A 12,937-nucleotide genomic window follows, 5' to 3' on the forward strand; every position below is an offset into this window, starting at 1 on the left:
CAGGGTGTGCTCAGGAAGCGCGCCCGGCAGGGAGTTCGGCAGGGAGTTCGGCGGCGGTGGGGTTTCCGGCGGTGGGGTTCTCCGCGGCGACGGGGTGCTCCGGGAGGGCGCGGAAGGTGCGCCGGTAGGCGCTCGGCGCGACGTCGAGCCGGCCGCGCAGCCGCAGCCGCAGCGAGGCGGCGGTGCCGAAGCCGGACTCCCGGGCGACCTGGTCGACCGTCAGATCGGTCCGCTCCAGCAACTGCCGCGCCCTTTCGGTGCGCTGGGTGGTGATCCACTGCCCCGGGCTGGCGCCGGTCTCCTCCCGGAAGCGCCGGGTGAAGGTCCGTACGCTCATCCCCGCCCGGTCGGCGAGCTCCCGCAGCGCCAGCGGCCGGTCCAGGTGCTCCACGGCCCAGGCGCGCACCGCGGCGGTGCCGCTGCCGCCGGAGTCCACCGGGCTGGGGGCCTCCACGTACTGCTTCTGGCCGCCCTCGCGCCACGGCGGCACCAGGCAGTTGCGGGCCACCGCGTTGGCCACCGCGCTGCCGTGGTCGCGGCGCACCACGTGCAGGCACAGGTCCACCCCGGCGGCCACCCCGCCGGAGGTGAGGACGTCGCCGTCGTCGGTGTAGAGCACGTCGGGGTCCAGCAGCACCCGGGGGAACAGCCGGGCGAAGCGCTCGGTGTAGCGCCAGTGGGTGGTGGCCGGGCGGCCGTCCAGCAGGCCGGCGGCGGCCAGGACGAAGGAGCCGGTGCAGATCGACATCAGCCGGGTGCCGGGCCGGATCCGGGCCAGTGCGGCGGCCAGCGCCGGGGTGAAGCAGGTGTCGGCGACCGCCGGAGCGGAGACGGCCGAGGCCGGGATCAGCACCGTGTCGGCCCGCTCCAGCAGTTCGGGGCCGTGGTCGACGGTGATCCGGAAGTCGGCGCTGGTGGTGACGGGCCGTCCGTCCAGGGTGCAGGTGGCCACCTCGTACAGCGGCCGTCCGGCCGGGTCCTTGGCGCCGCCGAAGATGCGGGCGGGGATGCCGAGTTCGAAGGCGATGACGCCCTCCAGGGCGAGTACCGCGACCAGGTGTGCCATGTCGTCCCCTCGGGTGCCGGTGGGTCCGGGCCAGGCTACCGCGGGCCCTGGCCCGATTCTTGCGAAAGCTGTCATTCAGGCCACTCGTCCGGCCCGGGGCGGCCCCGGGACACTCGTCCGCGTGACCGAACGCAGCGCCCTCGTCCCCACGCCCCTCTCCGAACCGACCGCCCCGTCCGGGCGCCCCCGGGTGCACTACGCCTGGGTGGTGGCCGCCGTCTCCCTGCTCGTCCTGCTCGGCTCGGCCGGCTTCCGCTCCACGCCGAGCCTGATGATGGACGCCCTGCACAACGAGTTCGGCTGGTCGCTCGGGACGATCTCCGTCGCCACCTCCGTCAACCTCACCCTCTACGGCCTCACCGCCCCCTTCGCCGCCGCCCTGATGGACCGGTTCGGGGTGCGCCTGGTGGTGGTCTGCGCGCTGCTGACCATCTCGGTCGGCGCCGGACTGACCATGCTGATGCGCGAGCCCTGGCAACTGGTGCTCTGCTGGGGCGTGCTGGTCGGCCTCGGCAGCGGCTCGATGGCCGGGGCCTTCGCCACCACCATCACCGGCCGCTGGTTCCAGGCCCGTCAGGGCCTGGTCACGGGGGTGCTCACCGCCGCCGGAGCGGCCGGGAACCTGGTCTTCCTGCCGGTCGGCGCCTGGCTGGTCGAGCAGCACGGCTGGCGCTCGGCCGTGGTCGTGGTCTCGCTCGCCGCCAGTGCCGTCGCCGTCCCGGTCCTGCTGCTGATGCGCGAGCGCCCGGCCGACCTCGGCCTGCTCCCGTACGGCGCGACCGAGGCCCCTCCCGCGCCGGCCGCCGGAGGCCGGGCCCTGGCCCGCTCGCTGCGGGTGCTGCGGGACGCCGCCAGGGTCCGGGCGTTCTGGCTGCTGGCCGGCTCCTTCGCGATCTGCGGCGCCACCACCGCCGGCCTGGTCGGCACCCACTTCATCCCGGCCGCGCACGACCACGGCATGCCGGTCACCACCGCCGCGAGCCTGCTCGCCCTGATCGGTGTGTTCGACGTGCTCGGCACCGTCTTCAGCGGCTGGCTCACCGACCGGGTCGACTCCCGGCTGCTGCTGACCGTCTACTACGGGCTGCGCGGGCTGTCCCTGCTCCTGCTGCCGCAGCTGCTGGCCGGCTCGCTCCAGCCGCCGATCCTCGCCTTCGTGGTCTTCTACGGCCTGGACTGGGTGGCCACCGTGCCGCCGACCGTCGCGCTCTGCCGCCGGCACTTCGGCGAGGACGCCCCGATCGTCTTCGGCTGGGTGCTCGCCGCCCACCAGATCGGCGCGGCCGTCGTCGCCGGGCTGGCCGGGCTGGCCCGCGACGCGCTCGGCAACTACGACGTCACCTGGTACGGCGCCGGCGCGCTGTGCGCGGTCGCGGTCGGGCTCTGCCTGGCGCTGCGGACCGCGCGTTCCGAGGGGCCGGCGCCGGCGCTCCGGTGACGGCGGCACAGCCGGGGCGGCCGTCACGGGAGCGCGGTCCCGGGGCTTCCGGAGGGGCCGTCGTACCGGAGGTCCTGGGCGTGTCTGACAATTGGCGTCGCGCACCCGGCGGGAATTGTCAGACACGCCCTAGGCTCCGCCCCATGGCGCTCATCTTCACCCTGGACCCGAAGCTCGACCCCGACCTGCGGACGGACGTCGTCCGGCTGTGGGCCGACGTCACCAACGCCGGCGGTGCGGTCGGGTTCGTGGCACCGGTCACCGAGGAGGAGGTCTGGGACACCGCCGACCACCAGTTCGCCGGGGTCGAGCCGGACGGCCCGGACCGGCTGCTGGTCGCCCACGAGAGCGGGACGGGCCGACTGGTCGGCGTGCTGTTCTTCGAGTCGATGCGCTTCGGCCTGATGGAGCACTGGCGCATGCTCAAGCGGGTCATGGTGCACCCCGACTTCCAGGGCCACGGCCACGGTGCCCGGCTGCTCGCCGAGGCCGAGCGGGTGGCGCGGGAGTGGGGCCTGGAGTCGCTGCGGCTCACCGCGCGCGGCGGCCAGGGGCTGGAGCGGTTCTACGCCCGCAGCGGCTACCGGGAGGTCGGCCGGGTGCCGGCCGCGATCCGGGTCGCCCCGGGGGACGACCGGGACGACATCACCATGTGGCTCGACCTGCGCTGACGACGGCCCCGGACGGGCGGGGCGGGCCGGATCCGGTGCCCCGTGCCCCGCCCCGGCCGTCAGGCATGCTTGACTGGAGAACCCGCCCCGGCGCAACGAAGAAGGAAGTGTCCAGTGCCCAGCAACGGCCCGGAGAAGTCGCACGCCACGCTCCGCTACACCTCGCTGCGGGTCAGCATCTTCCTCGGCTGCCTGCTGGTGGCCCTGCTGCTCGGGCACTTCGGGATCATCCCGGTCAGCGGCGACGCCGGCGTGATCTTCCTGTTCCTGCTGGCCGCGTTCGCCTCCGCGCCGCTCAGCTACGCGCTGCTGGGCAGGCAGCGCGACGAGATGTCCGCCCAGATCAGCGGCAAGGTCTCCGGGATGCGCAACCGCACCGCCGAGCGGATCGCCACCCAGAACGCCGAGGAGGACGCCGCCGACGACGCCGCCCGCGCGGCCGCCGCCGGCCAGAGCTGAGCCCGGTACCACCGCCGACACCAGCGCCGACTCCAGCCGCCGTGCCCGCCACCCGAGACTCCGCGCCGTCCGAGCCGCCTTCGGAACCGCCCGCCGAGCTGCCCTCCGGACCGTCGTCCGGTTCGTCGGCCGGACCGTCGTCCGGGCCGCCTCCCGCCGAGGGGGCGTCCGGCACCTGGCCGGCCCCCGTGCGCCGGCCCACCGGACGGGACGTGGCCCGGCTCGCCGGGGTCTCCCAGGCCACCGTCTCCCTGGTCTTCTCCGGCGCCGAGGCCGGCCGGCGGGTCTCCGAGGCCACCCGGGAACGGGTCAGGGAGGCCGCCCGCAGCCTCGGCTACCGCCCCCAGGCGGCCGGCCGCCAGCTGCGGCTCGGCCGCAGCGGGATGGTCCTGCTGGCCGTGCCGAACCTCCAGGGGCCGTTCTTCGGCCGGGTGCTGGAAGGCGTCCACGAGGAGGCCGGACGCAACGGCCTGGCCGTCGTGGTCAGTTCCGGCTGGGGCCGGGCCACCCTCGCCGAGGCCGCCACCGCCGGCCGCTTCGACGGCCTGCTGATCTGCTCCCCGGACGACAGCCAGCTCGGTGAGCTGCCCGCCGACACCCCCGCCGTCTTCCTGGACGCCGACCCGGGCACCGACCGGGCGCGTCCCACCGTCGAGCTCGACGTGGCCGGCGGGATGCGCGCCGCGGTCGAGCACCTGGCCGCGCTGGGCCACCGCAGGATCGGCCGGCTGCGCTCCAGCCACGCCGCGTACACCTTCCGCGTCCGGCAGGCCGCCTTCGAGCAGGCCGTCCGTGAACTCGACCTGGACGTCGTGGAGTTGGGCGTGAGCCTGAACGACGGCCATCGGGCCGCGCGGACGGTGGCGGGCCGGCTGCTGGAGCGGGCCGACCGGCCGCGCGCGGTGATCTGCGACGACGACGTGGTCGCCTCCGGGGTCTACCAGGCCGCCGCCGAGCTGGGGCTGCGGGTCCCGGAGGACCTGTCCGTGGTCGGCATGGACAACGTCGCGGTGGCGGCGCTGCTCGCCCCGCCGCTGACCACCGTCGACCTGCCGGGCGAGGAGCTGGGCCGGGCGGGCGCGGCCGCGCTGGCGGCGCTGCTGCGCGGGGAGCGGGTGGCGCCGGTCGCGCCGCTGGCCACCTCGCTGGTGCTGCGCGCCTCGACGGCGCCGGCGGGCGCGGCCTCGCAGCGCTGATCACCCGTGAGTGAATGAGAAGACCGCGCCCGCCGGCCAGACCACCGGTGGGCGCGGTCGTTCGTGGGGGTGGGTCAGCCCACCGGGACGGGCTGCGCGGCGGGGACGAGCGGCGCCGGATGGAACCAGCGCCGGGCACCGAACAGCAGCAGCGCGCCGAGTGCGATCCCGCCGGCCGCGCACAGCGCCACCGGGCGCAGTGAGTCCTCGGCGAGCTTGCCGGAGACGGCGTAGCCCAGCGAATTGCCGGTGGCGAACAGCGTCACCAGCCAGGCGAAGGCCTCGGTGACGGTGCCGGTCGGCGCCAGTTCGGCGACCAGCACGAACGCCGCCGCCAGCAGCGGGGCCAGCATGATCCCGGAGAGGAAGGCCAGCGCGGCCATCGGGTACGGCCCGGGCAGGGCGACCAGCGGCAGGTAGCAGGCGGCCATCGCGAGGGCCATCATCCAGGTGCGGGTGGCGGTGTTCTGCCGCCACTTGATCACGCCGTAGGCGAGCGCGCCGAGCAGGCCGCCGAGCGCCGCCAGTGCCAGCAGGGTGCCCCCGCCGCCCGGCAGCGCGCCGGTGTGCTGTTCGGCGTAGGCGATGAACAGCACGTTCTGGGCGCCGACCGCCCAACCGGCCCCGGCCAGTCCGACCAGCAGCAGCACCAGGCCTGGGGAGCGGAGCGGTCCGAGCAGTCCGGCGGACTGCTCCTGGGCCGGGGCGCGCCAGGACCGGGCCGGCCCGGTGGTGGCCACGATCAGTGCGCCGGCCAGTCCGAGGCCGGCGGCCACCCAGAGCGCGGCGACCGGGCTGAACAGTCCGGAGATGGCGGCCACGGCCAGCGGCCCGGCCACGTAGAGGGTCTGCTGGGACGCGGAGTCGAAGGCGTACGCGGTGTCGAGCTGCTTCTCCTCGACCACGTCCGGCCAGAGCGAGCGCAGGCAGGGTTCCAGCGGAGGCATCGCGAGGCCGGCGATCGCGGCCCCGACCGGCGCGGCGATCGCGGAGCCGGGGGCGAGGGCGAGCAGCGCGTACCCGCCGCCGGCCACCACGGCGGAGGCGATCAGGACGCGCGGCTGTCCGGTGCGGTCCACGATCCGGCCGAGCACGGGACCGCCGACGGCGGCGGCGATCGCGTAGGCGGAGGTGGCCAGCCCGACCCGTCCGTACGCCACCCCGGCGTCGCGCAGGGCGAGGGCGATGACGAGGGCGGTCATGCCGGCGGGCAGCCGGCCGAGCAGGGTGCCGAGCAGTAGACGGGTGACGTGCGGGGCACGGAGCAGGGCGAGGTAGCCCATCGGCGTTCTCCGGAGTGGGCAGGCGGGGGCGGGGACGCCGTCAAAGTTATACGTATAACTGCTCAGCGGTCAATCGGGTCGCCGAGTCGATCTGATGGTGCGTCAGCTTCGTTCGTGTCCGGACCGCAGGTTCGGGGCACAGCCCGGGCGGGCAGGGATTCCGCGTGAACTCAAACAAGTACTTTGAACATCTCAAACCTTTGCTGCTAACGTATCGGCCATGACAGCCTCGGACGCACTGCGGATGAACGGCCCGGGCCCACTGCCCGGCGCCGCCCGCCCGTGTGCTCTGGCCGGTGCTGTGGACAGCCCGCGCCGTTGTCGCGCCATGAGCTGTACTCCCCTGAGCTGTACCGCGGCGGCACGCCCCTGACCGGGGGTCGGACCCTTCCCGTCCGGCCCCGCGCCGTGCCGCCCGCTCCGCCCCACACCTCACCGTCAGCAACGCCCTCCCCCGGAGACGCTCCCCCATGTCCACAGCGCCCGAGGCGACCTCGTCGCCGTCCGTGCTCGCCCGCATCCGCAAGACGCCCTTCTGGGTGCAGATCGTCGCCGGCCTCGTGCTCGGCGTCGGCCTCGGCTACCTGGCCCGTGCCGCCGACATCTCCTGGCTGGCCACCACCCTGGAGACCATCGGCAAGATCTTCGTCCAGCTGCTCAAGCTGGCCGTCCCGCCGCTGGTGTTCACCGCGATCGTGGTGAGCGTCGCCAACCTGCGCAACGTGACCAACGCGGCCCGGCTGGCCACCCGCACGCTGCTCTGGTTCATGATCACCTCGCTGATCGCGGTCGGCATCGGTATCGGCCTGGGCCTGCTGACCAACCCGGGCAAGGGCACCAACCTGAAGACCGAGGGCCTGAAGGCGCTCGACTCCAAGGGCAGCTGGATCGACTTCCTGACCGGCATCTTCCCGACCAACATCGTCGACGCCTTCGCCAAGGTGAACGTGCTCCAGATCGTCTTCCTGGCGGTCGTGGTCGGTGCGGCGATCATCAAGCTCGGCGCCAAGGCCGAACCGGTCCTCAAGCTCAGCGAGTCCGTGCTGGAGCTGACCCAGACCGCGCTGTGGTGGATCATCCGGCTCTCCCCGCTCGGCACCCTCGGCCTGATCGGCAAGTCCGTCGCCAAGTACGGGTGGGACCTGCTCAAGCCCTTCGCCACGCTGACCCTGGACATCTACCTCGGCTGCGCGCTGGTCATGTTCGTCGTCTACTCGCTGGTGCTGCGCTTCGCCGCAGGGCTCAACCCGCTGCACTTCTTCAAGGGCGCCTGGCCCGCGATCCAGCTGGCCTTCGTGTCGCGCTCCTCGGTCGGCACCCTGCCGGTCACCCGCCGCGTCACCGAGCGCCTCGGCGTCCCGAGCGAGTACGCGTCCTTCTCGGTGCCGTTCGGCTCCACCACCAAGATGGACGGCTGCGCCTCGATCTACCCGGCCATCGCCGCGATCTTCGTCGCCCAGGTCTTCGGCATCGAGCTGGGCGTCAAGGACTACATCCTGATCGCGTTCGTCTCGGTGGTCGGCTCGGCCGCCACCGCGGGGCTCACCGGTGCGATCGTCATGCTGACGCTGACCCTGTCCACCCTGGGCCTGCCGCTGGAGGGCGTCGGCCTGCTGCTCGCCATCGACCCGATCCTGGACATGATGCGCACCGCGACCAACGTCGCCGGCCAGGTCGTCGTGCCGATCGTGGTCGCCGCCCGGGAGAAGATCCTGGACGTCGCCGCGTACAACAACCCCTCCGCGGACCTGTACGACGAGGACGTGAAGCCGGCTGCCGGCGGGAAGGGCGGAGCGGCTCCGGCCGTGGCCTGAAGGTGAACGTGCGGTCGCGCGTCTGAGGGGGCGTTCGACCGACATGAGGAAAAGGGTCTCTCCCGGTGACGGGAGGGGCCCTTTCCGCATTTCCTTTAATCCGTGTCCGAACTCATGTTTCGGACTCAGGCCCGGGTTCATGCCCCGGACTCATGCCCCGGACTCATGCCCCGGGTTCACGTTCCGGGCGGGCTCACGTTCCGGCACGGCTTTCGAAAAGGCAGGGGGCCCGCCGGATGGGCGGGCCCCCTTGGGTACTGCTCCTGTGCTCATGGTGGCGGCTGTCGGGAGCCGCCGACGGACCCGGTCGGGTCCCGAGCGATCAGATCATCAGAGGATGGTCAGACAGCGGTGACGTTCTCCGCCTGCGGGCCCTTCGGGCCCTGGGTGACGTCGAAGGTGACCGTCTGGTTCTCCTCCAGCGAACGGAAGCCGTTCGCGTTGATGGCGGAGTAGTGAACGAAGACGTCGGGGCCGCCGCCATCCTGGGCGATGAAGCCGAAGCCCTTCTCAGCGTTGAACCACTTGACGGTTCCCTGAGCCATGCCGTTCTCCTTGCGATGCGTGTCGGGGGCCACACTGTGTGACACCCGGTCCGCTGCGCTGATCGCCCTGCCTCCGGACGAGTCCGAAATTTTTCGATATTGCTGAAAAACTACAAAAAGCCTGCGGTTACATGCTCCGCAGGCTTCAAGTACTGCAAGGGGAATCAAACTGCAACTGAGGGCAACGCTAGCATGCGGCAGCTGTGACGACCAGAGGTCACTTGAGGCGTGGAAGCCGCGTGTCGTAAGGGCGGAAGCGGGTGTGGAAAGGCCGGTCCCGGACGCGTGAGGGCGTGTCGGGTGGCCGGTGCGAACCACCGGGAACAGCAGGCATACGCTGCGGGGAGGTACGAACAGCAAGGGAGCGGCGCAGTGGCAGCACCGGAAGCACCAACACCGGACGCGCGGACGCGGGAGCCCCAGGGGAACGGACCGGCCGGGCCGGCGGACACCCCGGTCAGGCCGCGGGTCGGCCACATCCAGTTCCTGAACTGCGTCCCCCTCTACTGGGGGCTCGCCAGGACCGGCAACCTGCTCGATCTGGACCTCACCAAGGACACCCCGGAGAAGCTGAGCGACCAGCTCGTCGACGGCGCCCTGGACATCGGCCCCATCACCTGCGTGGAGTACCTGCGCAACGCGGACGACCTGCTGGTCCTGCCGGACATCGCGGTCGGCAGCGACGGCCCGGTGATGTCCTGCCTGATCGTGAGCAAGGTGCCGCTCGCCGACCTCGACGGGCGCCGGGTCGCCCTCGGCTCCACCAGCCGCACCTCCGTCCGGCTCGCCCGGCTGCTCCTGGAGGAGCGGGAGGGCGTGCGCCCGGAGTACTTCAGCTGTCCGCCCGACCTCAGCGCGATGCTCGCCGAGGCCGACGCCGCCGTCCTGATCGGCGACCCGGCGCTGCGCGCCTACCTCGGCCAGGCCGCCGACCTCGGGCTGACCGTCCACGACCTCGGCGAGATGTGGAAGGAATGGACCGGCCTGCCGTTCGTCTTCGCGGTCTGGGCGGTGCGGCGCGAGTTCGCCGAGCGCGCCCCGGAGCTGACCGCCGCGGTGCACCGGGCCTTCCTGGAGTCCCGCGACCTGTCGCTGGTGGAGGCCGCCAAGGTCGCCGAGCAGGCCGCCCGCTGGGAGACCTTCGGGGCCGACGTGCTGGAGCGGTACTTCGGCGAGGCGCTCGACTTCTCGCTCGGCGAGCGGCAGCTGACCGGCGTCGCCGAGTTCGCCCGGCGGGTCGCGCACGACAGCGGGTTCGCCCCCGACGTCGCGGTGCGGCTGCTGGAGCCGGTCGCGCTGCCGCTGGGGCCGTAGGCGGGGCTCCCGCGGCCGACGGCCCGGGCCGCCTGCCCGGTCCGGGACCTGTCCGGGCCGGGACCGAGCCTCGGGCCGGGGCCCGGGCCGGGACCGGCTCCGGACCTGGTCCAGCGGGCTGACGCGGGGCGCGGAATGTGCTGGCGTAGGCTGGTTCGGCCGTACCCCAGTAGCACTTGAGAGAGAGAAGGCCGCCAGGTGACCGAGCTCGCAGCGACCACCCTCGATGCGTCCAGCACCGACCTGAAGGCCGTGCTCGACCGGGCCGCCGCCGGCGGCCGGATCACTCCGGAGGAGGCGCTGGAGCTCTACCGCTCGGCGCCGCTGCACGCCCTCGGCGCCGCCGCCGACACGGTGCGCCGCCGCCGCTACGCGGGTACCGAGCACATCGCGACGTACATCATCGAGCGCAACATCAACTACACCAACGTCTGCGTGACGGCGTGCAAGTTCTGCGCCTTCTACGTGCCGCCGAAGAGCGACAAGGGCTGGTCCCGGGAGCTCGACGAGATCCTGCGCCGCTGCGCCGAGACGGTCGAGCTGGGCGGCACCCAGATCATGTTCCAGGGCGGCCACCACCCGGACTACGGCGTGGAGTACTACGAGCGCGCCTTCTCGGCGATCAAGGCCGAGTTCCCGCAGCTGGTGATCCACTCGCTGGGCGCCTCCGAGGTCGAGCACATGTCGCGGATCTCGGGCGTCTCCATCGAGGAGGCCGTCACCCGGATCCACAAGGCGGGCCTGGACTCCTTCGCCGGCGCCGGCGCCGAGCTGCTGCCGGAGCGCCCGCGCAAGGCGATCGCCCCGCTGAAGGAGTCCGGCGAGCGCTGGCTGGAGATCATGGAGGTCGCCCACGGCCTCGGCGTGGAGTCCACCTCCACCATGCTGATGGGCACCGGCGAGACCAACGCCGAGCGGATCGAGCACCTGCGGATGATCCGCGACGTGCAGGACCGCACCGGCGGCTTCCGGGCCTTCATCCCGTACACCTACCAGCCGCAGAACAACCACCTCAAGGGCTCGACCCAGGCCACCGTCTTCGAGTACCTGCGGATGATCGCGATCGCCCGCCTGTTCCTCGACAACATCGCCCACATCCAGGGCTCCTGGCTCACCACCGGCAAGGAGGCGGGCCAGCTGTCGCTGCACTACGGCGCGGACGACCTCGGCTCCGTGATGCTGGAGGAGAACGTGGTCTCGGCGGCGGGTGCCAAGCACCGCTCCAACCTCACCGAGCTGATCCACCTGATCCGGGCCGCCGACCGCGTCCCGGCGCAGCGCTCCACCACGTACGAGCACCTGCGGGTGCTGGACGACCCGGCCAACGACCCGGTCGACCCGCGGGTCGCCTCGCACATCGCCTCCACGGCGCTGGCGGGGGGCACGGCGCACCCGGAGCTGAAGATCCTGGACAACTGAGTCCGCCTCTCCCTCTCCTTCTCCCGTCTCCTCTCCTGCCGGTGCCGGTGCCGGTGCCGGTGCCAGCGCTGGTGGTGTTGCCGTCGGTGTCTGCCGTCGAAGTCGAAGGTGCTGTTGTGCTGACTCTGCACCGGGCGGCGTTCGTGCTGCCCGACCCGGCCGATCCCACCGCCCCGTCCATCGCCGACGGGGCGGTGGTCGTGCGTGGCGGGCTGGTCGAGGCGGTCGGGCCGTACGCGGAGCTGGCGGTCGCGCACCCGGGCGCGCGGGTACGGGACTGGGGCGCCGCCGTGCTCGCCCCGGGGCTGCGCAATCCGTACGGGCACTGGCTGTTGGAGCGCGCGTACCACCCGGACCCGCGGGAGGAGGTCGGCGTCGAGCCGGTCGCGGACGGGCTGGCCGGGTGCACGGACGAGACGCGGTGCGGGGCCAGTGCGCGGCGCGGGCTGCAGCGGATGCTCGGGTACGGGGTGACGGCGGTGGCCGGCCCCTTCGAGCGGGCCTCGGTGCGGACGGCGGTGGCACGGTCGGGGGTCGTGGGGCTGCCAGGTTCTTCCAGTTCTTCCAGTTCTTCCGGTTCTTCTGATGCGTCTGATCTGTCTGACGCGTCCGGGGTGCCTGACGCGTCGGGGGTGTCCGGTCGGCCGGGCGGCGGGGGTGCCGGGCCGCTGGATCCGCTGGCCGTACTGTCGTTCGAAGAGGCCTCGTACGGGCGGGTGGCGGCCGGGGGCCGGGCCGACCTCGCGGTGTTCGCGGTCGCGGGGGACGGGAGCGCCGAGCCGGTGGCGGGCGGGTGCCTGGCCACGGTGCTGGGCGGACGGTTGGTGTACCGCCGTCGATGAGACGGCCGTCACGTCGCGCGTCGCGTACTCGCCGGTAGGCGGATTCCCCTGTGGCGCACGGGACTTCCTTCGTGTGCACCCGAACTCGGCTGCCGGTACCGGAGAGTGATTGCCCCTTCGTCGTGACCTGAGGGCCCGCCAGCGGATACGATCCCGGACAGCTCACTCCGTACCCTCACCACACCACCGCCCGTGCCCGCGGGCGGCAGGGCCGTGTCCCCGGCCCCGAAGGCAAGCCAGGACAGGAACCATGCAGACCGCGACCGTTCCCCCGCCGCGCATCCCGCGGTTGGGCCGTGGTTGGTACCTCGCCGCCGTGCTCAGCGCCGTGCTGGCCGTCGGCATGTGCCTGCTCGGATGGCGTCAGGCCGACCAGGCCGACCGGATCGAAGCGCACCCGGTGAGAGTCGAGGGGGTCGTCACCCAGCTCCCGACCGGCGGTGGCACCTACAGCGCCGTCAGCTACCGGGCGGGCGGACAGCCGCACACCGCGGCCGCGCTGCCGCTCGCGGACGGTGCCAGGCTCGGCGACACGATCTGCCTGGAGCACGCCGCCGACGACCCGGGCGCGGTGCGGATCTGCGGCGACACCTACCCGCAGCCGGTCGGCGTCGGCCTGGCCCGGTTCAGCGTGCCGGTGGCCATCGCGTTCTTCGTGATCTGCGTACTGCGCATCCGGCGGCACCACAAGGCCGTCGCGGTCCGCAGCGGGCAGGGGAAGCTGGCCGCCAACCTGGCGCTGGCGACGGGGGCGCTGGCGGACGGGATGCCCGCGATAACGCAGGGCAAGCGGTCCCGGCGACGCCGCCGTGCGGGCGGGCGGCGCGCCCAGCACTGACGTGCCTGCGGGTGCGGCCCGGGACGTGGCCTGCGGGTGCGGTCCGGGGGCG

Annotated in this window: 12 protein-coding genes; 9 read left to right on the forward strand and 3 right to left on the reverse strand. The window is 73.1% G+C overall.

All coding sequences use genetic code 11. The annotated features are described in order from the left end of the window. Positions 1-10: 10 nt before the first annotated feature. Positions 11-1,066 carry a GlxA family transcriptional regulator gene (locus ACIQOW_RS26130; protein ID WP_401088819.1) on the reverse strand — a complete coding sequence of 352 codons (1,056 nt, stop codon included), beginning with the start codon at positions 1,064-1,066 and terminating at the stop codon, positions 11-13. 121 nt (positions 1,067-1,187) lie between these two features. On the opposite strand from ACIQOW_RS26130, the gene ACIQOW_RS26135 reads away from it, so the two are divergent. The 4 genes from ACIQOW_RS26135 (at position 1,188) to ACIQOW_RS26150 (ending at position 4,830) form a co-directional block, all read left to right on the forward strand. After that, entirely contained in the window at positions 1,188-2,504 is a 1,317-nt protein-coding gene (locus ACIQOW_RS26135; protein WP_401088821.1) for an MFS transporter, read from the forward strand. 143 nt (positions 2,505-2,647) lie between these two features. Beyond that, a complete protein-coding gene (locus ACIQOW_RS26140) occupies positions 2,648-3,175 on the forward strand; it encodes a GNAT family N-acetyltransferase (protein WP_188301252.1) in 528 nt (175 codons plus the stop codon). Between the two features lie 114 nt (positions 3,176-3,289). Then, positions 3,290-3,634 carry a DUF4229 domain-containing protein gene (locus ACIQOW_RS26145; RefSeq protein ID WP_188301251.1) on the forward strand — a complete coding sequence of 115 codons (345 nt, stop codon included), beginning with the start codon at positions 3,290-3,292 and terminating at the stop codon, positions 3,632-3,634. 188 nt (positions 3,635-3,822) lie between these two features. After that, positions 3,823-4,830, forward strand: coding sequence for a LacI family DNA-binding transcriptional regulator (locus ACIQOW_RS26150; RefSeq protein WP_401088824.1), 1,008 nt, complete (start codon positions 3,823-3,825; stop codon positions 4,828-4,830). A gap of 74 nt (positions 4,831-4,904) precedes the next feature. On the opposite strand, the gene ACIQOW_RS26155 is transcribed toward ACIQOW_RS26150, so the two are convergent. Then, a complete protein-coding gene (locus ACIQOW_RS26155) occupies positions 4,905-6,113 on the reverse strand; it encodes an MFS transporter (RefSeq protein ID WP_401088825.1) in 1,209 nt (402 codons plus the stop codon). Positions 6,114-6,583: 470 nt separating this feature from the next. Here ACIQOW_RS26155 and ACIQOW_RS26160 point away from each other — a divergent pair, with 470 nt between their 5' ends. Next, complete coding sequence (locus ACIQOW_RS26160; protein WP_401088827.1) at positions 6,584-7,927, forward strand: dicarboxylate/amino acid:cation symporter; 1,344 nt, start codon at positions 6,584-6,586, stop codon at positions 7,925-7,927. A gap of 341 nt (positions 7,928-8,268) precedes the next feature. Here the strand turns inward: ACIQOW_RS26160 and ACIQOW_RS26165 are convergent, their stop codons facing one another. Next, complete coding sequence (locus ACIQOW_RS26165; RefSeq protein ID WP_188301247.1) at positions 8,269-8,472, reverse strand: cold-shock protein; 204 nt, start codon at positions 8,470-8,472, stop codon at positions 8,269-8,271. A 477-nt stretch (positions 8,473-8,949) separates the two neighbouring features. On the opposite strand from ACIQOW_RS26165, the gene ACIQOW_RS26170 reads away from it, so the two are divergent. The 4 genes from ACIQOW_RS26170 to ACIQOW_RS26185 all read left to right on the forward strand — a co-directional run bounded on the left by ACIQOW_RS26170 (position 8,950) and on the right by ACIQOW_RS26185 (position 12,885). Continuing rightward, positions 8,950-9,786 (forward strand): menaquinone biosynthesis protein, encoded by an 837-nt coding sequence (locus tag ACIQOW_RS26170; protein ID WP_317620486.1) that lies wholly within the window; start codon positions 8,950-8,952, stop codon positions 9,784-9,786. 198 nt (positions 9,787-9,984) lie between these two features. Beyond that, positions 9,985-11,205, forward strand: a complete 1,221-nt coding sequence (gene mqnC / locus ACIQOW_RS26175; RefSeq protein ID WP_188301245.1) for a cyclic dehypoxanthinyl futalosine synthase — start codon at positions 9,985-9,987, stop codon at positions 11,203-11,205. Positions 11,206-11,321: 116 nt separating this feature from the next. Beyond that, positions 11,322-12,047: an imidazolonepropionase-like domain-containing protein gene (locus ACIQOW_RS26180; RefSeq protein WP_401088828.1), complete on the forward strand. Its 726-nt coding sequence runs from the start codon at positions 11,322-11,324 to the stop codon at positions 12,045-12,047. Between the two features lie 250 nt (positions 12,048-12,297). Beyond that, the gene (locus ACIQOW_RS26185; protein WP_188301243.1) at positions 12,298-12,885 is read left to right on the forward strand and encodes a hypothetical protein; all 588 of its coding nucleotides are present in this window, start codon (positions 12,298-12,300) and stop codon (positions 12,883-12,885) included. Positions 12,886-12,937: the final 52 nt, after the last annotated feature.

The sequence above is a fragment of the Kitasatospora sp. NPDC091335 genome (genome assembly GCF_044757205.1).
Classification (GTDB): Bacteria; Actinomycetota; Actinomycetes; order Streptomycetales; family Streptomycetaceae; genus Kitasatospora.